General features: G+C 61.3%; 18 protein-coding genes and 1 pseudogene. 1 reads left to right on the forward strand and 18 read right to left on the reverse strand.

The annotated features are described in order from the left end of the window. Positions 1-794: 794 nt before the first annotated feature. From ACI5GA_RS01875 to ACI5GA_RS01930, 12 genes and pseudogenes are all read right to left on the reverse strand, one after another. Positions 795-1,922 (reverse strand): annotated as a pseudogene (locus tag ACI5GA_RS01875) (transglycosylase SLT domain-containing protein); the annotation flags it as partial. Positions 1,923-2,000: 78 nt separating this feature from the next. Continuing rightward, positions 2,001-2,957: an NAD(P)-dependent oxidoreductase gene (locus ACI5GA_RS01880; RefSeq protein ID WP_421421398.1), complete on the reverse strand. Its 957-nt coding sequence runs from the start codon at positions 2,955-2,957 to the stop codon at positions 2,001-2,003. Beyond that, positions 2,900-4,240: an MmgE/PrpD family protein gene (locus ACI5GA_RS01885; RefSeq protein WP_421421399.1), complete on the reverse strand. Its 1,341-nt coding sequence runs from the start codon at positions 4,238-4,240 to the stop codon at positions 2,900-2,902. The genes ACI5GA_RS01880 and ACI5GA_RS01885 overlap by 58 nt, the downstream gene beginning before the upstream one ends. A gap of 152 nt (positions 4,241-4,392) precedes the next feature. Beyond that, positions 4,393-5,160, reverse strand: coding sequence for an SDR family NAD(P)-dependent oxidoreductase (locus tag ACI5GA_RS01890; protein ID WP_421421401.1), 768 nt, complete (start codon positions 5,158-5,160; stop codon positions 4,393-4,395). Then, positions 5,157-5,999 carry an N-acyl homoserine lactonase family protein gene (locus tag ACI5GA_RS01895; protein ID WP_421421403.1) on the reverse strand — a complete coding sequence of 281 codons (843 nt, stop codon included), beginning with the start codon at positions 5,997-5,999 and terminating at the stop codon, positions 5,157-5,159. The genes ACI5GA_RS01890 and ACI5GA_RS01895 overlap by 4 nt, the downstream gene beginning before the upstream one ends. Before the next feature lie 45 nt (positions 6,000-6,044). Further along, positions 6,045-6,812, reverse strand: coding sequence for a carboxymuconolactone decarboxylase family protein (locus tag ACI5GA_RS01900; RefSeq protein ID WP_404632004.1), 768 nt, complete (start codon positions 6,810-6,812; stop codon positions 6,045-6,047). 139 nt (positions 6,813-6,951) lie between these two features. Continuing rightward, positions 6,952-7,341: a cupin domain-containing protein gene (locus tag ACI5GA_RS01905; protein ID WP_404632006.1), complete on the reverse strand. Its 390-nt coding sequence runs from the start codon at positions 7,339-7,341 to the stop codon at positions 6,952-6,954. Next, positions 7,338-8,249, reverse strand: a complete 912-nt coding sequence (locus ACI5GA_RS01910; RefSeq protein WP_421421405.1) for an NAD(P)-dependent oxidoreductase — start codon at positions 8,247-8,249, stop codon at positions 7,338-7,340. Before ACI5GA_RS01910 ends, ACI5GA_RS01905 begins: the two co-directional genes overlap by 4 nt. Positions 8,250-8,267: 18 nt before the next feature. Next, a complete protein-coding gene (locus ACI5GA_RS01915) occupies positions 8,268-9,608 on the reverse strand; it encodes an MFS transporter (protein WP_421421406.1) in 1,341 nt (446 codons plus the stop codon). A 56-nt stretch (positions 9,609-9,664) separates the two neighbouring features. After that, the gene (locus ACI5GA_RS01920; RefSeq protein ID WP_421421408.1) at positions 9,665-10,060 is read right to left on the reverse strand and encodes a carboxymuconolactone decarboxylase family protein; all 396 of its coding nucleotides are present in this window, start codon (positions 10,058-10,060) and stop codon (positions 9,665-9,667) included. A gap of 93 nt (positions 10,061-10,153) precedes the next feature. Then, positions 10,154-11,581, reverse strand: a complete 1,428-nt coding sequence (locus ACI5GA_RS01925; RefSeq protein WP_421421410.1) for an aldehyde dehydrogenase family protein — start codon at positions 11,579-11,581, stop codon at positions 10,154-10,156. Positions 11,582-11,593: 12 nt separating this feature from the next. Next, a complete protein-coding gene (locus ACI5GA_RS01930) occupies positions 11,594-12,475 on the reverse strand; it encodes an NAD(P)-dependent oxidoreductase (protein ID WP_421421412.1) in 882 nt (293 codons plus the stop codon). A 175-nt stretch (positions 12,476-12,650) separates the two neighbouring features. On the opposite strand from ACI5GA_RS01930, the gene ACI5GA_RS01935 reads away from it, so the two are divergent. Next, positions 12,651-12,977: an NIPSNAP family protein gene (locus ACI5GA_RS01935; RefSeq protein ID WP_404632018.1), complete on the forward strand. Its 327-nt coding sequence runs from the start codon at positions 12,651-12,653 to the stop codon at positions 12,975-12,977. Between the two features lie 3 nt (positions 12,978-12,980). Here the strand turns inward: ACI5GA_RS01935 and ACI5GA_RS01940 are convergent, their stop codons facing one another. From ACI5GA_RS01940 to ACI5GA_RS01965, 6 genes are all read right to left on the reverse strand, one after another. Next, positions 12,981-13,193, reverse strand: a complete 213-nt coding sequence (locus tag ACI5GA_RS01940) for a hypothetical protein (protein WP_421421413.1) — start codon at positions 13,191-13,193, stop codon at positions 12,981-12,983. A 542-nt stretch (positions 13,194-13,735) separates the two neighbouring features. Beyond that, positions 13,736-14,416, reverse strand: coding sequence for a GntR family transcriptional regulator (locus ACI5GA_RS01945; protein ID WP_421421414.1), 681 nt, complete (start codon positions 14,414-14,416; stop codon positions 13,736-13,738). A 159-nt stretch (positions 14,417-14,575) separates the two neighbouring features. Then, positions 14,576-16,186: a gamma-glutamyltransferase family protein gene (locus tag ACI5GA_RS01950; protein ID WP_421421416.1), complete on the reverse strand. Its 1,611-nt coding sequence runs from the start codon at positions 16,184-16,186 to the stop codon at positions 14,576-14,578. A gap of 42 nt (positions 16,187-16,228) precedes the next feature. Beyond that, the gene (locus ACI5GA_RS01955) at positions 16,229-17,008 is read right to left on the reverse strand and encodes an amino acid ABC transporter ATP-binding protein (protein WP_421421418.1); all 780 of its coding nucleotides are present in this window, start codon (positions 17,006-17,008) and stop codon (positions 16,229-16,231) included. A gap of 1 nt (position 17,009) precedes the next feature. Next, on the reverse strand, positions 17,010-17,777 hold the full coding sequence (locus ACI5GA_RS01960) for an amino acid ABC transporter permease (protein ID WP_421421420.1): 768 nt from the start codon (positions 17,775-17,777) through the stop codon (positions 17,010-17,012). 24 nt (positions 17,778-17,801) lie between these two features. Then, on the reverse strand, positions 17,802-18,608 hold the full coding sequence (locus tag ACI5GA_RS01965) for an ABC transporter substrate-binding protein (protein WP_404632030.1): 807 nt from the start codon (positions 18,606-18,608) through the stop codon (positions 17,802-17,804). Positions 18,609-18,699 lie beyond the last annotated feature (91 nt).

Consider the following 18,699-nt stretch of genomic DNA (forward strand, 5'->3'; position numbering starts at 1 on the left):
TCAACGGGTTATGCTCTGTTTCAGTGCGCCGATCGCCGATGAGCAGCCTAGCCGTCAGAAAAACATCGAATGCAACGATGCCCCGCCTCAGTGTTTTTTAATAAGTGACGGGGCATTTAATTTTAAACGCACGCACCACCCCACTGTTTATAACTTACTTAAGTCCTCGCACTTCGATACTAACACTCACATTTAAGTGCTGTTTATTCTCCTCGCTGACTTTCTATCAGCTTCCGGTATTTTTCATTCACCGCCGTCGCCCGTTAGTTATTTGATTATTTTAAGTACGACTGTTGTTCCGCGTTCGGTTTTCCAACTAAGGCCATTCGGTTTTCCGAACATTGCTTTATCCATTCAGCCACACCGGACGGAGGCCCTTGTTTTTCGGGGGGTACGGTGGCATTGCGCTGGCACTTTCTACGCATACCTGCTCGACGCTTTGCGTCAACAGGCACACTCTGGCAATCGGGATCCAACTAACGAACAGCGTGGCCATCGGGTGGAAAACGGTGGCCTTAGCTGAACATTCGGCTATTGAATACTGTTTCGGTGTTTCAAGATATGTCCGCCGCTGAAATCTACACAGGTGTATCAGCGACGTTACACGGCGCTGTAAAAGTTCATTAAGAATGCGCCGAATCGGATTAGCGCGAGGCCAGGAAGAACGCGCTTATGGGCAGGACAGGTGCCACTTTCAGGGAAAAATCGCTCTGTATCAGTGCCGTTACGCGAACGAGTGGCGATCTTTTGCGCCGAATCAGGTCATTGTCCTGCCGCCACGAATGGCGTGATCACGGCAGCGATCGGACGGACGGCGCAGCGGGAGCCGCACTGACCGCCAGGGTCTCGGCGGCGGTTTGCGGCGAATTCATCCGGGCCAGGCTGGCTGTAATCTGACGCGTCTGATCCCTAGGCACCAGCAGGTGCGCCGGGCCATCCACAGTTTTCTTGCGCAGAAACGCAGGGTTCAGCCCCAGCAGCACCGCTTCGTCGACCCCGGCACTGGCGGCCAACTGGCTCAGGTCCACGGGTCGGGTCAGCTCAATGGCCGTGAAATATGGCGAGTTGGCCACCGGATTCAGCTCGACCCCATAGGCGCCGGGTTCTCGCACCAGCATCGACAGCGCCAGCAGGCGCGGCACGTAATCCTGGGTTTCCCGAGGCAGATTCAGATGCCAGTAGTCGGTGGGCAATCCTCGCTGCTGATTGGCCGCGACCGCGCGGCTGACCGTGCCCTCACCTGCGTTGTAAGCCGCCATCGCGAGCAGCCAGTCGCCATTGAACTGGTCGTGCAATCGTGTCAGGTAATCCATCGCAGCCTTGCTGGACGCTACCACGTCTCGCCGTCCGTCGTACCAGGCGGTCTGGCGCAGGTTGAAATCACGGCCGGTGGCGGCCATGAATTGCCACAATCCCGCCGCATCCCGTACGGAATTGGCTTTGGGGTTGTAGGCGCTTTCCACGATAGGCAGCAGCGCCAGTTCGGAGGGCATGCCGCGCACGTCGAGACTTTCGGCGATGAAATGCAGGTAGGGGCTGGCCCGCAGACTGGCGTTACGCAAAAAGCCGGGGTTGCTCAGCAACCAGTCGCGCTGGCGCTCGATCCGCTGATTGAGGCCGTTGTCGTCAACGAGCGTAAAGCCTTGCCCCAGCCGCCCCCAGATATCACTGCCGTCATAGGCCACGGGCGCGGCCCTTTTACCCTGCACCTTGCCCGGCGCTGCGCCTGTATCTGACGAACGATTGAGTCCGGCCACCAGCCTCGGCGTACGTTCTATGGAGGGTTTGGGCGGATACCCCATGGCCGCTGAATAATCGAACGACTGACAACCCGCACACAGCAGCGCCAGACTCAGCGAACCGAAACGAATTTGACGCGCCAGCGTCGCGCGCTCGTTGAGGGAGAAAAAAGCAGGGGGCATAGGGCGAGGGTCCTGAGGGCAATCTCCCTAGGTGGCCTGCGCGCCCGAGCGGTTCCATGTCGACCCGCAATCCACCCGTCAGCGGTACGACCAACCCTGCACCGTGCGCACCAGTTCAGTCAGATCCCGCTCCCCACCGTCCTGTTGTGCTGCGACGTTCCACAACTGACGCGCTGCATTGCCCAGCCACATGGGCACGCCCAGGGCCTGACACTCTTCAACCGCCAACCCGACGTCTTTGCACACGCTGGACAGCGGAAAACCGAAATCGTAGGTGCCCGGCAGCACGTGTTTGGGGAATTTATCCAGCGTGGCGCCGTTCTTGCCGCTCCCGGCGTTGATCACCGACATCATCACTTCAGGTTCCAGCCCGCCTTTGACGCCTGCGACGAAGGCTTCGCTGGTGATCGCAAAGGCCGTGGTGGACAGCATGTTGTTGAGCAATTTGAGCAACTGCCCCTGCCCCGGCTGTTCGCCAACGATGAACACCTTGCCGAACACCTCGAACAGCGGACGCACTTGCTCGACCACCGCAGGCTTGCCCGCGATCATCAGCGCCAGCGTGCCCTTCTTCGCACCTGCGGCGCCACCGCTGACCGGGGCGTCCACCGTTTCAATGCCTTTGGCCGCAAGCCCCGCAGCCACTTCCTGCTCAGCCCGAGAGCCGACCGTCGAGAGGTCCACCAGAATCCGCACCGCACAGCCGTCGACGATGCCATCGTCACCCAGCGCCACGGCCTTGAAAATGGCCGGGCTGGGTAGGCTGGTGAAGATGATGTCGGCAGTGTCCGCCACCTCGCGCACGCTACCGGCGACCCGAGCGCCCAGTGCACCCAACTCATCCAGCGCGCGTTGATCCTTGTCATAAATGACCAGCGAATGCCCCTGCTCCAGCAGACGCCGCGCCATAGGGCGCCCCATGACGCCCACGCCAATGAATCCCAGTTGTTGATCAGCCATGATGACGTTCCTGTGGGTTAGCGACTGGCCAGACGCATGAGTGCGCCTGCGTCGATTGACTGTTCCAGTGCCCATACCGCCTCGATCAGCGGCTCGGGCGTGCACCCCGAACCACCAAAGGTGGCCAGTTCACGCACTTTGTCTTCGAGAAACCGGTCGCTCAGCGGCGCACCCAGGCTGCCCAGTGATACATCGATAACGTGGGTCAGCGGTTCGCGGTTGTGAAAGCAGATCCGCACTTGCACCGACTCCACCCGATAGCAGGCGTCGTCGATGAAGTGCAGCCGCGCGTACAACGCACGCAGGTTCGGGTCGCTGACGGCGGCATCGCTGAACTCGGCCAGCCCCGCCTTGCCCCTCGCCAGACTGACCGACACGGCATGTTGAGCGCTGACCTGAGATTGCCGTCCCCGTTGAATGTCAGGACGATCCGTGCGCTGCCTTAATAAAGGGTGTCCGGTGAGTTCGATGCGTGTGATGTCGTCCAGTGCCCAGTCGCGCTCGCGCGACACGTGCAAGCAAGCCTCAATCACCGGGTTGAGCACCACGCCGCAAGGCCAGGGTTTATAGGTGTTGGCCAGCAGCGCCCAGCGTTCGCCCAACCCGGCGCTGATTTCGTCGAAGCGCGGCTGTTCGCCGAACACGCGCAGAAAGCCTCGCTCGCCTTCCAGCGGCTGATCCGGCCCGGCAAAGCCGTCCTGCGCCAACAAGGCCGAGAGCACGCCGTTACGTGCGGCATTGCCCACGCCGACGCTTTTCGCGGCACTGCCCAACGTCTCGACAAGGCCCGATGCTTGCGCGCTGGCGCTGCCAAAGGCCCACACCAGTTGGGTTGCGGACAGCCCCAGCACTTTACCCACCGCCGCTGCTGCACCGAATACGCCACAGGTCGCGGTGATGTGCCAGCCACGACGGTAGTGTTCGGGAGAGATGGCCATGGCCAGGCGGCACTCTATTTCCACACCCAGTACAAAGGCCAACAGCAGTTGCTCACCCGAGATGACCCGGCTTTCAGCCAGCGCGAACAAGGCCGCAGCCACGGGCGCGGTCGGGTGCAGGATGGTGGGCATGTGGGTGTCGTCGTAGTCGAAAACGTTGGCGCTCATGGCGTTCAGCGATGCGGCGTTGAGCATGTCCATCGTTTCGTCACGGCCGATGACATGGGCGTTGCCCCCTGCATTGAAGCGGGCGAACAGCGTCGCAGCCTTGACCACGTCCGGGTCGCTGCAACCGGCCAGCGATACGGCGAAGTAGTTGAGCAGCGCGCGCCGGGCTTCGTGGCGCACGTTGGCCGGGATGTCCGCCCACAGGGTGGTTTCGACGAACTCAGCCAGTTGAAGGCTCAGGGTTGAGGTCATGAGGTGTCCTTTATGCAATGCCTGACGCAATCCCTGTAGGAGTGAGCTTGCTCGCGAGGCGTTGGGCCGGATATTGATGTCGTATAGGCGGACGCATCGCGAGCAAGCTCACGCCTACAAAAGACGCGTATTTTCAATTCAGATTTTGTTATTCACCCCGCCATCCACCCATCATCCACCGGCAACGTCGCGCCCGTGATCGACCCGGCCGATTCGCTACACAAATAAACGATGAGATCGGCCACATGACTGGCCTCGACGAAACGCCCGGTGGCCTGTTTGCCTTGCAGAAACTCACGGGTCGCCGTCTCGCGATCCAGTTGTTTTTGCGCCATCAACGCCGTCAAACGGCCTTCGATGTTGGGCGTCAGCACCGAGCCCGGACACACCGCATTGCAGGTGATGCCCTGGCCCTGGGTTTCCACGGCCACGGCGCGGGTCAGGCCGAGCAGCGCAGTCTTGGTGGTCACGTAATCGATGCGGTTGGCAATGCCGCGCGCGCCGTAGGCCGAAGACAGGTTGAAAATGCGCCCCCATTGCCTTTCGCGCATGCCGGGCAATACCAGCTGGATGGCGCGGAAAGCGGCCGTCAGGTTCACCGCCAGCGCCTGATCCCAGCACGCCGTCGGGAAATCTTCCAGCGGCGAGAAGTGCCGTACCACCGCGTTATTGACCAGCACATCGACGGGCCCCGCCGTCTTGATCAGGCGCCCGATCTGGTCGACATCCGACAGGTCCGCATGAACGTAGCGCACCTCGACATCATGGGCGCGCATCAGCTCATCGCAGGTCTGCTGCATCGATTCCGGCGCGGCCAATCCGTGCAGCACCAGATGACAGCCTGCCGCCGCCAACCCTTTGCCCATGGCCAACCCGAGACCGTCGGACGAGCCGGTCACCAATGCCGTTTTGCCTTTCATACCCCGGCTCCATGGGCATCGATCCGTACCGCGAACGAAGGGTCCTGCGGGTCAACGGGTGCAAAGCGGTTCATGACATCCGGGTCATGCCCCGGAATCACCAGCGCACCGGGCCGCTGCATCCACTCACGGATCAGCTCGTAGCCCCTGTACATGTCCGCGAGGCTGTCGAGCACGGCGAACGGCCGGTCCAGTTCCAGTTCTTCGTAGTAGTGAATGGCGTCGGAGGCGAGGATCACCGGGCCTTCGGGCATTTCCACCACCACCGCCATCTGACCTGGCGTGTGGCCACCCACTTCATGCAGCTCGATACCGGGAATCAGCGTGTGACGTGGCCCGTCGAGCAACGTGATGCGCCCGTCGCGGTGCAATGCCTGAATGCGCTCGATGTCCAGCGGGTCAATGTGGTGGCCGTACTGCGGGCGCTTGCCCATGTCGGTGCCCCAGAACTCGAACTCCTTGCGCGACATGACGATCTGCGCGTTGGGGTACAGGCCCAGATTTCCGGCGTGGTCGTAATGGGCGTGGGTCAACACCAGCAACTTGACGTCTTTGGGGTCGATGCCCAGCCTTGCCAGCGCATCGGCAGGCGCCACCACCGGCTGCCGACGCCGTGCCGCAGCCGCTTCAGGGCTGAAACCGGTGTCGATGACGATGGTCTGCTCGGCGTTGCGGAAGATCCAGAAGAAGTAATCCATGGTGATTTCCACGTCCGGCTCGCGGTAGGCGCGGAAGTTGTAATAGCACTCGCCCTTGCTGGTTTGCCGGGTGCCGTAGCGCACCACGATCACTTCGGGGTCAGTCCAGTTCGGTTTCACGGGTTTGGATGGCGTGTTCATGTGCGTTCCTCGTTGTTGTTTTTATGAGGCGTATCGCAGGCGACGTTATGGCGAGTCGGGTGCGCTCCGGCCCAAGGCCTGTTCGAGCAGCGGCGCCGCTTCGAGGGCGCCGTGAATCCCGATCAGGCTGACGATCTCCAGCAGCTCCATGATTTCTTCCTTCGTCGCTCCGTAACGCAGCGCGTTGCGCATGTGCAGCTTGAGGCCCGGCACGTACAGGTGCGTGGCGGCGGCGTCGAAGGCGCAGTACATGAACTCCTTGACCTTGGGTTCGAGCACGCCCGTGCGCCACGGCACTGAAGAGAATTCGACGTAGGCGTCGAACAACTCGGGGTCCAGCTCCAGCAGGCCTTCCCACGACGCATGCCAGTAGCCGCGGTTTTCGATGAAGCTGCTCTTGAGTGCCTCGCGCCTGGCGTCCAGTGGCGCCGGGCCGTCGCGCATGCCCTCTTCTTCCAGCACCTCCAGCAGCGTCGGCACACCCACGTTGGAGGCGTGAATGCCGACCGTGCTGATCAACTGGAGCACTTCCACCAGCTCTTCGCGGGTGGCGCCGGAGCGGATCGCCATGGCGATGTGCGCCTGCATGCCGGGCCGAAACAGGTGAGTGGCGTTGGCACTGGCCGCCAGCGCGATGAAGGCCTTGACCTTGTCGGGCAGGTAATTCTTTTGCCACGGCACGGCGGCAAACCCGGCGTAGGCCTCGACAAAGCCGGGGTCCAGACGCAGCAGGCTGTCCCACCCGGCGCTCCACGTGCCTTGACTGCGTTCAAAAGCGGCTTTGGCCTGTTGTTGTTTTTCGGTGAGGCTCATGGTGTTCCTCTTATATGGATGCAACTCAAACCGCTTCTGGCCGAAGGCCGTTCTCTGCGGCCCAGACCAAGCCACGCTCCTACGGCCTTCGGCCAGAATCAAAAGCATTGCGGCGTTCAGCCAGAACCCATCGTGCAATTCAATCCGCGCTGCGCAGGTAATCCACATCCGCCACCGCTTCCTGCCACTCGGTTTTGCCGATGGAGGTGGCGGTGTGGACCATAAAGTTCTTGGTGTTGGCGCCGTGCCAATGCCGTTCGTGCGGGCCGATCCACACCGTGTCGCCCTGACGGATCGGTTGCGGGTCGTTGCCCTCCAGACAAATCCAGCCGCTGCCCGCCGTGACGTACAGCACCTGGCCTTGTTCGTGGTAATGCCAGTGGGTGCGCGCACCGGGGTTGAACGACACGTTATTGATGGTCACGCCATCGGTGGTCGGCATCACCGGATCGGCCCAGACCACGCCGGTGAACGTGGCGCCACGCTGCTCGGAAATTGCCCCTTCGACGCTGCCGTGAAACACCTTCATGCTTTGTCTCCTTCTTTTGATGCGTGAAGCCGCACGCCACCGGACATGTCGCCAATGGCGTCCACCACGCGATTACTGATCAGGTCGCCATAACCCAATGCCGTCTGCAGCCCGAAACTGGCCAGCGGCCCGGACGCATTGAGCGACGCCACCCCCAACTCGCGAACGCGCTCCAGGTAGAGCACCACGTCCTTGCTCATCAACTTGCCGGTCAGTCCACCTTCCAGGTAATTGCCGTCGACGATGTGCGGAAAGCGGTTGAGCGTGGCGAAGTTCACCCCGCTGCTGCTGTTGAGCACGTCGAGCAGCCGATGCAGGTCCAGCCCGGCCTTCTTGCCCGCCACCATCACCTCCGCCGTGGCTGCGAGGCTGACGGCATTGAGAAAATTGTTGAGCAGTTTGGTGGTATGCCCGGCGCCGCTGTCGCCCATCAGAAACACCTTACTGGCGATGGGTTCGAACACCCAGGCCAGTGCCTCGACCGTGGCCGCGTCGCCGCCAACCATCAGGGTCAACGCGCCCTTTTCCGCCGCCGCAGCACCCCCGGAAATCCCGGCATCGACGTACTGCACGCCGCGCTCGGCAAATAGACCGTGCAGTCGCATCGTCGAACTGGCCGCCGCCGTGCTCAAATCCACGACAATCTGACCTTCACGACAATGTGCCAGCAGCCCGTTGGCGCCCTCGACCACCGCCTCCACCACCTTGCTGTCCGGTAGCGACAACAGCACCACATTCGCCTCGGCCATGACATCGGCCATGGACGCAGCCACCTGCGCGCCTGCGGCCTTGGCCCGCTGGGGGTCAGTGTCGAAACCCAGCACCGGCAGTCCGGCATTCACCAGGCAGCGCGTCATGCGCCCGCCCATGTTGCCCAGCCCAATGAAACCCACGGTTTTGCTCTTCACGACGGCTCTCCTCGTGGATTAGAAATCAACGTCTTTGGTTTCCGGCCCCATGTAGGCGCCGAGGGTCGCGATCACCCCGCCAATCACCAGCAGCACAGCGGGCGTGACGGTGAATGGGATGAACTGGCCCAGCCAGGCCATGTAGAAGGCGTAGAAAGAGGGAATGATCACCGACAGACTGAAGCCGACCCCAAACCCGGTGGCGCGCACATCAGTCACGAAGCGCTCGTTGATGTAGGTCACGATTACGCCCCACGGCGCGGTCACTAACACCGACAACATACAGACCAGGGTCATGATCACCGGCAGTGACAATCCTTGAACGTTGGCCAGCACGTACATGATCCCCGCGCCCGCCGTGGCGATGATCGGCCCCAGGGTGATGAAAAAGCGTCGACGGCCGATCTTCTGGCCGATGATTCCCGAGGCGATGTAGCTGAAGAACAGAATCGAATAGGCCAGCAGCAAGGTGCCCGTCACTTGCAGCCCGGACAGGTGCAAGGTGTTCACCAGCAAGCCGGTGGGCAGGAAGATGGTGATGATGTTCTGGGTCAGCCAGAAACCGGTCATCATCAGCAGCACTTGCAGCAGGTTGCGGCCGCTCTTGCCTTTGAGCAGGTCGGTCAGCGGCAGTTTTTCCCGAGGCTTGTTACCGGTTTCGCTTTCCCAGATTTCCGATTCCGACACCGCGTACACGTAGTACAGCGCCAGCACACCGGCCAACAGCGCGCCGATCACGAACGGAATCCGCCAGCCCCACTGCACGTACGGCGAGCCGGGGCCATCCAGCGGGAACAGCATGAACATCAGCATCGCCACCAGGTTGATGCTGACGTAGGCCAGCGGGAAACCGGCGATGATCAAACCGCCCACGAAACCGCGCTGATGCTTTTTCGAATACTCGATGGCCAGCGGCATGGCCCCGGTGTAGCCGCCGCCGAGAAAGATGCCATCCACGAAACGCAGCAGCACCAGCGCCCAATACGAGGCGATACCAATGGTCTCGTAACCGGGCAACAGCGCGATCAGCAACGTGACAATGCCAAACCCGGACACCGAATAGATCGAGGCCATGCGGCGCCCGGTCTTGTCGGCGATCATGCCGAACAGCAACGCGCCGATGGGACGCCCCAGCAATGTGGTGATGAACACCAGCGAGGCCAGAATCGCCGCCATGCCCGGCGACAACTGAGCGGGCTGGAAGAAGAACAATACCGGCGATAACACCACCACCGGCAGATAGATGTCGAACATGTCGATGTATTCGGAGAAAAACGCGCCCTTGATGGCGTTCCTTCTCTTCTTCTCGATCGACTGCTCAGATTCAGCCACCGCAGTGGCCGGGGCGTATGTGCTCATGACGGTTCCTTGTAGTTATTGTTGAACGCCTGTCGTGTGTGTTTTGGGGAACGGAGTCAGCCTTTTGCGGTTTCAGCCTCGTAGGCCTTGATCGCCTCCGACGCCACCCGAAACGCCGCCAGGCCCAGCGGTGCACCGCAATACACGGCGGCCTGCATCAGCACGGCGCGGATCTCGTCCTGGGTCACCCCGTTGCGCAGCGCACCGCGCACGTGAACGCTGAGTTCGTGGTGCTGGCTCATGGCAGTGAGCATGGCGATGTTGATGATGCTGCGGGTCTTGAACGGCAGCGTCGGGTCGCCCCAGATCTCGCCCCAGCAGTATTCGGTGACCAGCTTTTGCATTGGCCGGTTGAAGTCGTCTGCCGCCGCCCAGGATTTCTCCACGTGACGGTCGCCCAGCACCTCCTTGCGGTTGTTGAAGCCCTGATTGAAACGTTCGTTGTCTTCCATCGTTCTGGCACCTTATTCGTACGATCGACTGATTGTCATACAGCTAAAGCAGGCAAATTTTTTTAGGTCACGGCGCGGCTGTCCGAATACGGATCAGGCGCCGTAACCGATCATCGATTTCACTTCCAGGTATTCGCGCAAGCCGTACTCGCCCCACTCGCGGCCATTGCCCGAGCGCTTGACGCCGCCAAAAGGCGCGGCGAAATCCGCAGGCGGGTAATTCAAATGCACGGTGCCCGCCTGCAACCGCCGGGCAACGTCACGAGCACGTTGGTGATCGGCCGATTGCACATAGGCCGCCAGCCCGTAGTGGGTGCCATTGGCGATGGCAATCGCTTCGGCTTCGCTGTCGTAAGGGATCATCGACAGCACCGGGCCGAAGATTTCTTCCTGAGCGATGGTCATCTTGGGGGTCACGTCGGCGAACACCGTGGGTTTGGCGTAGTAGCCTTTTTCAATGCCGCTCGGCAGGCCCACGCCGCCCGTGACCAAGGTGGCACCTTCGTCGATGCCGTTCTGGATCAACGCCTGCACGCGGCGAAACTGGGCGCGGTTGACCAGCGGGCCCAGTTGAGTGCTTTCGTCAGTGCTCGGGCCAACGCTGTAACCCTCGGCAGCCACTTTGGCGATCTGCACCGCATCGGCCATCAGCGCACGGGGGATCAGCATCCGCGTCGGGATCGAACAGGACTGCCCGCTGTTGGTGAAGCACGCGGCCACGCCTCGGGTCACCGCATCTTGCAGATTGACGTCGTCGAGCAGAATGTTCGCTGACTTGCCACCCAGTTCCTGCGCCACGCGCTTGACCGTATCGGCGGCAGATTTGGCCACCAGAACGCCTGCGCGGGTCGAGCCGGTGAACGACAACATGTCGATGTCCGGGTGCGCCGACAGCGCCGCGCCCACGCCGGGACCGTCGCCGTTGATCAGGTTGAACACCCCCGGTGGCACGCCCGCTTCGTCCAGCACTTCGGCGAACAACAGGCTGCTCAGTGGCGAGTATTCACTGGGTTTGAGCACCATGGTGCAACCGGCGGCCAAGGCCGGACCAACCTTGACCACGATCTGGTTGATCGGCCAGTTCCAGGGCGTGATCAGGCCGCAGACGCCGACGGGTTCGTGGCGGATCAAGGTGCTGCCCTGCGGCTCTTCGAACTGAAAGCGCTGCAAGACTTCGATCAATTGATTCAGGTGCAGCCAGCCCCGAGGGACCTGAAACTTGCGGGAAAAGGTGATCGGCGAACCCATTTCCACGCGCATGGCCTGAGCGAATGCCTCTTGGCGGCGCTCGTAAATCGCCACCACGCGTTTGAGCAAGGCAATGCGTTCAGCAACCGACGTCTGCGCATAGCTCGGCAACGCTGCCCGAGCGGCCGCTACTGCGCGGTCCACATCCGTCGCATCGCCCAGTGCCAGACGCTCGACAACGTTTTCCGTGGCGGGGTCGATCACATCGAACCAGGTCGGGGATGCCGGTTCGACCCAACGGCCATTGATATAAAAGCGATCAGCGTTTGACATGACAACAGCCCCTCACTCGCCTTCGTTGGCCAGCATGCGGTACATCTCGGTGTGGTCCGTCGTGGGCGTTGCACCTTGCGCCACGTCATTCCAGACCTTGATCGCGCTCTGGCCAAAGATCAGCGGGTAATCCAGCGCGTCGGACAGGCCCTTGGCGATCTTCAGGTCCTTGTTCATCAACTGCATCGAGAACCCGGAACCAAAGGTGCCGCTGAGCATGAACTGCTTGGCTTTATTCAGTGAAGTGTTACTGCCGCCGCTGGAGGCGTTGAGCACATCGACCATCACATCGGGATCGATGCCGAAACGCTTGGCCACGTGCAACGCTTCGACCGTGGCCATCAGACCGGCCGCCGAAACGAAGTTGTTCAGTGCTTTGGCGGCGTGGCCGGAACCGGCATCGCCGATGTGCAGGATGTTCTTGCCCATGGCGTCGAGCACCGGTCGACAGCGCTGCATCACGGCGGCGTCGCCGCCCACCAGAATCGCCAGACTGCCGTCCACCGCGCGTTTCACGCCTCCGGAAACCGGAGCGTCGAGGTAAGCGAGGTTGAGAGTGTTGAGTTTCTGCCCCAACTCGCGAGAGCGCGCAGGCTCTGACGAACTCATGTCGATCACCACGGTTTGCGGGGCCAACGAGCCGGCCCAACCGCCCTCACCCAGCAACACCGTCTCGACAATGTTGGAATTGGGCAGCATGGTGATCAGCACATCGAGGGTCTGGGCGTTTTCGGGAGTGAGTGCGCTGGCGTCGAGGGTCGCCTGCACATCGCGCAGACGCCCGGCATCGGCGTCTGCGAGGAACAATTGAAAGCCGACTTTGGCCAGACAGGCGGTCATGGGCGTGCCCATCATGCCCAGTCCGATGAAGCCGATCCGTTGCGGTTGCGTCATGTTCGTGCCCTTTGATTTCTTATGTTCTTGTCAATCGGGTCGAGGCGGCGTCTTGCACAAGCTGCAGCAGGATGGTCGCCAGCAGGTGAGGCGAAACTATCGGATTGTCATACAGTCGGTCAATAGGCTAGTTTACAGATTCTTACCAGCGGTACTTTGAAAGAGGAGTTAACGGATGATCGTCGAATTACGGATTTACCACTGCGCACCGGGCCGCCTGCCGGCCCTGCACGACCGTTTCACCAGCACGACATTGGGTTTCTTTGAGAAATACGGGATCAAGCAGATTGGCTTTTGGACCAACCTGAGCGGCCCGACCAACCAGTCGTTGACCTACTTGCTGCAATGGGAAAGTCTCGCTGAGCGCGAGGCGAAGTGGAATGCGTTTCAAAGCGACGCCGAGTGGATCGCCAAACGGGCGGCGAGCGAGGCGCAGGCGATCATCGTCGAGCGCATCGAGAACCAATTCCTGACCCCGACGGCGTATTCGGCATTGCGTTGAGCATCAAAAGCCTGAAACGACAAAGATAACGTTGCCGTTGCCGTTGCCGTTGCCGTTGCCGTTGCCGTTGCCGTTGATCTTGATCTTGATCTTGATCTTCTTACGCAATAGCCCAGACACCGCCGGCCGCGACTTGGGTGCTGGCTGAGCGCAGGCGTTGCGTAGTGGGTTGAGCCGCAGGGATGCGGCGAGAGCGAGGTGGCCATGGATGGCCATCCCTCGCGTGCCCACGGAGCGGCGCCGAAGTGAGGGGACTCTGACGCAGTCAGAGCCAAACCAGGAGCAATGGTTTTTGGTGACTTTTTCCCGAAAGAAAAAGTTACCCGCTGTAAGAGCGGAAAGGTGAATCAGCGTCACCCCCACGAACGGATCAGACCCGGATATCTGGACCGCGCTTTTAAAGCTGGAGACGTTGAAATCCGGGGCAGATCCGTTATTGGGGATATAGGGATTTAGGGTTTCGCCCCCTCGGGCGACCTACTTTCCTTACGGGGAAAGTAGGCAAAGCCACCTGCTCCTGGTTTGGCCTTGACTGCGTCAAGGTCCCCTCACTCCGGCGCCGCTCCGTGGGCACGCGAGGGATGGCCATCCATGGCCACCTCGCTCTCGCCGCATCCCTGCGGCTCAACCCACTACGCGACGCCTGCGTTCAGCCTGCACCCAAGTCGCGTTCGGCGGTGTCTGGACGTTTTGTGTATGAAGAGCAAAAGCAGAAGCAACGGCAACGGCAACGGCAACGGCAACGGCAACGGCAACGGCTATTGCACCGTATGCCCGTCATTCTCCGCCAGCAGCTCAAGCACGTTTTTCGAGGCGTTCTCAACGTGCAACAACGCCGCCGCACAGGCGCCCCCCTCATCGCGCTGCTGAATCTTGCGCACAATCGCCTTCAATTCAGCCAACGTGTGCGGCATGCGCCCTTCCCGCCCCAGCGACAACGCCCGCAGCAGGCTCACGCGGTTGTTCAACTGTTCCAGCATCCCGCCGACCACCCGGCTCTGCTCGATGTCCAGCAGCACGTGATAGAAACGCCGCTTGATGTCCAGCAACGCAGTGCCGTCAACGCTGGTGGTGTGAGACTGCTCTTCAAACTCATCGAAGACCTCCGCCAGCTCCGCCACGTCTTCATCGGTGGCGTAACGCACGAAATTGCGCACGGCCAACACCTCCAGCGCGCCGCGCACGTCGTAGATCTGCACCGCATCCTTGGCGTCCACCGACGCCACATAAGCGCCACGGTGCGGCACCTGCTCCACCAGCCCCTCGGCCTCCAGTTGACGCAACGCTTCGCGCAACGAGGTGCGGCTGACATCCAGCGCGGTGTACAACTGCTGCTCCACCAGACGGTCGCCGGGCTTGAAGCGGCCCGAGATGATTTCGTTGCGCAGTGCATCCTGCACTTGATGCCGCAAGGACGACGCTTGGCGTAGTACTTTCATGCTGTATTCCCGAAGACCTGTGAATGCCGTGCCGCTGGCGACCCTCGAACTGGCCGCCAGCAGTCAAATCCGGGGACTGATCCTCATGATGCCGCCCCGCTGAAGCAATCGTATTGTATTACAGGTCATTTCGGAAAAATAAATCAGCGCATTTTCGTCTCACCACACCGCGATGGTCGAATCGGCCCTTGGCTCGGTCCCTCCGCACAGCACGCCGGTCACGGGATCGCGCACGATGATCTGCCCGCGGCCGTATTCCGTGGAGTCAAAGGCAATGCTGATTTCATGTCCGCGTCGCGCCAGCGCGGCCGCCAGGTCCGCTGACGCGCCCTGCTCGATACCGATTTTCTTGCCCCCCAGCCATTGCCAGCGCGGGGCATCCAACGCGGCCTGCGGGTTTAGGCCGAAGTCCACCAGGTTCATCACCATCTGCACGTGACCCTGAGGCTGCATGTAACCGCCCATCACGCCGAACGGCCCTACGGCGTTGCCATCCTGGGTGAGAAAGCCCGGAATGATGGTGTGAAAGGTCTTTTTACCAGGCAACAGGCAGTTCGCATGAGCGGGATCGAGGCTGAATTCCTGCCCCCGGTTTTGCAAGGACAGACCGCTCTCCGGCAACACCACGCCCGAACCGAAGCCGTGGTAGTTGCTCTGGATGAACGACACCATATTGCCTTCAGCGTCGGCCGTGGCCAGGTAAACGGTGCCGCTGGCGTGAGGGTCACCTGGCTTCGGCGCTTGCGCCTGCTCACCGATCAACGCGCGGCGTTCGTCGCTGTAGCGATCGCTCAGCAAATCCGCCACCGCCACCTTCATGTGCAGCGGATCGGTGATGTGATGCAGGCCGTCGCTGTAGGCCAACTTCATGGCCTCCAGTTGGCGATGCCAGGTTTGCTGGCTGTCTCGGTGGTCGAACTCAAAGCCTTCAAGGATCTTCAACGTCATCAGCGCCACCAGCCCCTGGCCGCTCGGCGGAATTTCCCAGACGTCGTAGCCCCGGTAATTGACGCTGATCGGATCGACCCACTGCGGGCGGAAGCTGGCCAGGTCTTCAGCCCGCAGATGGCCGCCCGTGGCACGGGAGTGGGCGTCGATGCGCTGGGCCAGCGCGCCGCGATAGAGGCTTTCGCATTGCGTGTTGGCCAACTCTTCAAGGGTTAGCGCTTGCGCCGGGTTGCGAAACAGCTCCCCGGCTTTCGGTACACGACCGTCGATGAGAAAGGTGTCAAACCAGCTGTCCAGCTCCGGGCTGCGGTGCGCGTTGAACTCATCGAATGCCATCTGCCATTGATGAGCAACCACCGGCGACAACGGAAAACCGCCCCGCGCCAAATGGATCGCCGGTTGCAGCAGAACGGCAAAGGGCAGCTTGCCAAAACGCCGGGACAACTCCGCCCAGGCCGACGGACAGCCCGGCACGGTGACCGGCGTCCAGCCATACAAAGGCATCTGCTGATGCCCCGCGCCTTTCACCGCTTCGATGCTCAAGGCCGCAGGCGCATGGCCGTTGGCGTTCAAACCGTGCAACTGACCTTTGCACCAGACCAGCGCGAAAGCGTCGCCGCCAATGCCGCAGCCAGTGGGTTCGACCACCGTCAGCGCGGCCGCCGTGGCGATCGCTGCGTCGATGGCGTTGCCGCCCTTTTGCATCATTTCAATACCGGCCTGTGCGGCCAGCGGTTGCGAGGCCGCCACCATGCCCCGACGGGCAAACACGCTCTGGCGACGGGACGGATACGGGTACTCGTGGGCAGAAAAATTCAACATGGCAAACGCTCGGTAAATTCGGGATTCATTGACCCAAACAGGTCACAGGACACGGCTGAGAAACGCCTGCGTGCGTGGATGGCTCGGGCGGCTGAAAATCTGCTCCGGTGCCCCCTGCTCGATCAGTTCGCCCTGGTCCAGCACCACCACGCGGTCGGCCACTTCCCGGGCGAAGCCCATTTCATGGGTCACCACCACCATGGTCATGCCGTCTTCGGCGAGTTCTTTCATGACTTGCAGCACTTCGCCCACGGTTTCCGGGTCCAGCGCGCTGGTAGGTTCGTCGAACAGCATTGCTTTGGGTTTCATCGCCAGCGCGCGGGCAATCGCCACCCGCTGTTGCTGGCCGCCAGACAGCATCGACGGGTAATGCCCGGCTTTGTCGGCCAGTCCCACCCGCGCCAGCAATTCACGCCCCAGGCTCAACGCAGCTTCGCGGGACACACCGAGCACGTGAATCGGCGCTTCAATGATGTTTTCTAACGCAGTCATGTGGGCAAACAGGTTGAAGCGCTGAAACACCATGCCAATGTCGCGGCGCTGGCGAGCGATGTTGCGCTCCGAATCCCGGACCAGACTGCCATCGGCCTTTTCCCGGTAGCCCATGGCCTGGCCGTTGACCCGGATGCGCCCGGATTGAATGTCTTCGAGCAGGTTGATGCAGCGAATGAAGGTGGTCTTGCCTGAACCGGACGCGCCGATCAGCACCACCACTTCGCCTTTGCGCACCTGCAACGAGATGCCTTTGAGGATTTGCAGATCGCCGAACGACTTATGCACGTCCAGCGCTTCGATGATCAGTTCTTCACTTTGATGCGCCATCTCAACGCCCCCTCAGCAATTTCATGGCGCCACGCCCGAACATGCGCTTGGCTGCCGGTGGCTGGCGATCCGACTGACCGAAGCGTTGTTCCAGCCAGCGCTGGAAGAAGCCCCACAGCGTGGTGAGCATCAGGAAATAGATCGCCACCACCAGGTACAGCTCGAACACACGGAAGGTGGCCGAGGTGATCATCTGCGTGCTCAACAGCAGCTCCTGCACGCCAATGACGCTGACCAGCGTGGTGTTTTTCAGCATCACGTTGAACTCGTTGCCCAACGGCGGCACGATCACCCGGAACGCCTGGGGCAGCACGATGCGGCGCATCAGCTTGCTGAACGTCATGCCCAGCGAGCGCCCCGCTTCGTATTGGCCCTTGTCCACGGCGCCGATCCCGGCGCGGATGATTTCGGCCATGTACGCGCCTTCGTTCAAGCCCAGCGCGATGATCGCCGCCTGAATGTTGCCCGGTATGACAACCCAGCCTAGGTCGATGTCCTCGAAGCGGAAAATCCCGCCCGCGGCCAGCGCGGTGTATAGAAACACGATCTGCACCAGCAGCGGCGTGCCGCGCATCAGCCACACGTAAAACCGCACCGGCAGGTTCAGCAGCGGGTTCTTCGACAGGCGCATAAGCGCCGCGATCAAGCCCAATGCACAACCCAGCAACATCGCCAGCACGCTGATCAGGCAGGTCAGCCACAGCCCGGTGAGGTAAACCCCGCTGGGCTGGGACAGGTACTGCCAGAACACTTCCCAATTGAAATTCATCGGTCTCTTCCGTTCAGCGCGGGGTCAGTCGAGCTTGTCGCTTTCGACGTGCCATTTAGCGAGCAACTGGGTGTAGCTGCCGTCGCTGCGCATGTCGCTGATCACTTGCTGCACGGCGGCGGTCAGTTGCGCGTCGTCCTTGCGGATGCCCAGCCCAGTGAGGATTCGGCTGAAGGCAGGCACGCCTTCCTGGAACAGGTCTGGCGCCATGGCGGCGTAGTAACCGGCGGTTTCCACGGTAGTGCCATAGGCGTCAACCTGATTGATGCGCAAGGCCTGGAAAGCATCGGTATCGGTGTTGTAGACCACCAGTTTCAACGGCGCTTTGCCCGCTTTGGCGAGGCTTTCGTTCTGGGTGTCGAGCAAGGATTTGATGGTCGAGCCGTTGAGCACCGCCACTTTGTGCCCGGACAGGTCATCCAGCGACTGGATGCCCTTCGGATTGCCCTTGGGCACCACCACCGACTGACTGGAGTACATGTAATTGACGATGTTGATCACTTCCCGGCGCTCGGGCTTGTCGAACAACTGGTCGACGATCATGTCGCACTGCTGGGCCAGCAAGGCAGGCACCAACCCGGAAAACGGGATCACTCGCCATTCGACCTTTTTGCCGCCCAGACGCTTGGCGATTTCCACGCCCAGATCGATGGTCAGGCCCACCGGTTTCTGCGCAGCATCGAAGGACACCAGCGGCGGCGAGTCCATGCCCGAGCAGTAAGTGACTTTGTCGACCTTCTGCAAACGGTCCGGCACGGTGGGGGCAGCGGACACCAGCGGTACACACAGGCTCAGGGACACAAGGGCGGCCAGCGCAGCGGGTTTATGCATGACGAAAGCTCCGGTTTCGGTAAGAAAGTAAGGGCAGTTGTGAACGTCACAGCGGTGCGGCAATGCAGCGTGCGGACTGGCTGTCCGCTCT

Source organism: Pseudomonas sp. Pseu.R1, from assembly GCF_045764065.1.
In the GTDB taxonomy this organism is placed as follows: domain Bacteria; phylum Pseudomonadota; class Gammaproteobacteria; order Pseudomonadales; family Pseudomonadaceae; genus Aquipseudomonas.

Coding starts and splice junctions, on each gene's coding strand:
- ACI5GA_RS01925 (WP_421421410.1), bottom strand. CDS start 11,581: ATGTCAAACGCTGATCGCTTTTATATCAATGGCCGTTGGGTCGAACCG.
- ACI5GA_RS01920 (WP_421421408.1), bottom strand. CDS start 10,060: ATGGAAGACAACGAACGTTTCAATCAGGGCTTCAACAACCGCAAGGAG.
- ACI5GA_RS01945 (WP_421421414.1), bottom strand. CDS start 14,416: ATGAAAGTACTACGCCAAGCGTCGTCCTTGCGGCATCAAGTGCAGGAT.
- ACI5GA_RS01905 (WP_404632006.1), bottom strand. CDS start 7,341: ATGAAGGTGTTTCACGGCAGCGTCGAAGGGGCAATTTCCGAGCAGCGT.
- ACI5GA_RS01880 (WP_421421398.1), bottom strand. CDS start 2,957: ATGGGCACTGGAACAGTCAATCGACGCAGGCGCACTCATGCGTCTGGC.
- ACI5GA_RS01965 (WP_404632030.1), bottom strand. CDS start 18,608: ATGCATAAACCCGCTGCGCTGGCCGCCCTTGTGTCCCTGAGCCTGTGT.
- ACI5GA_RS01955 (WP_421421418.1), bottom strand. CDS start 17,008: ATGGCGCATCAAAGTGAAGAACTGATCATCGAAGCGCTGGACGTGCAT.
- ACI5GA_RS01940 (WP_421421413.1), bottom strand. CDS start 13,193: ATGGCCATCCATGGCCACCTCGCTCTCGCCGCATCCCTGCGGCTCAAC.
- ACI5GA_RS01935 (WP_404632018.1), top strand. CDS start 12,651: ATGATCGTCGAATTACGGATTTACCACTGCGCACCGGGCCGCCTGCCG.
- ACI5GA_RS01885 (WP_421421399.1), bottom strand. CDS start 4,240: ATGACCTCAACCCTGAGCCTTCAACTGGCTGAGTTCGTCGAAACCACC.
- ACI5GA_RS01915 (WP_421421406.1), bottom strand. CDS start 9,608: ATGAGCACATACGCCCCGGCCACTGCGGTGGCTGAATCTGAGCAGTCG.
- ACI5GA_RS01900 (WP_404632004.1), bottom strand. CDS start 6,812: ATGAGCCTCACCGAAAAACAACAACAGGCCAAAGCCGCTTTTGAACGC.
- ACI5GA_RS01930 (WP_421421412.1), bottom strand. CDS start 12,475: ATGACGCAACCGCAACGGATCGGCTTCATCGGACTGGGCATGATGGGC.
- ACI5GA_RS01890 (WP_421421401.1), bottom strand. CDS start 5,160: ATGAAAGGCAAAACGGCATTGGTGACCGGCTCGTCCGACGGTCTCGGG.
- ACI5GA_RS01960 (WP_421421420.1), bottom strand. CDS start 17,777: ATGAATTTCAATTGGGAAGTGTTCTGGCAGTACCTGTCCCAGCCCAGC.
- ACI5GA_RS01895 (WP_421421403.1), bottom strand. CDS start 5,999: ATGAACACGCCATCCAAACCCGTGAAACCGAACTGGACTGACCCCGAA.
- ACI5GA_RS01950 (WP_421421416.1), bottom strand. CDS start 16,186: ATGTTGAATTTTTCTGCCCACGAGTACCCGTATCCGTCCCGTCGCCAG.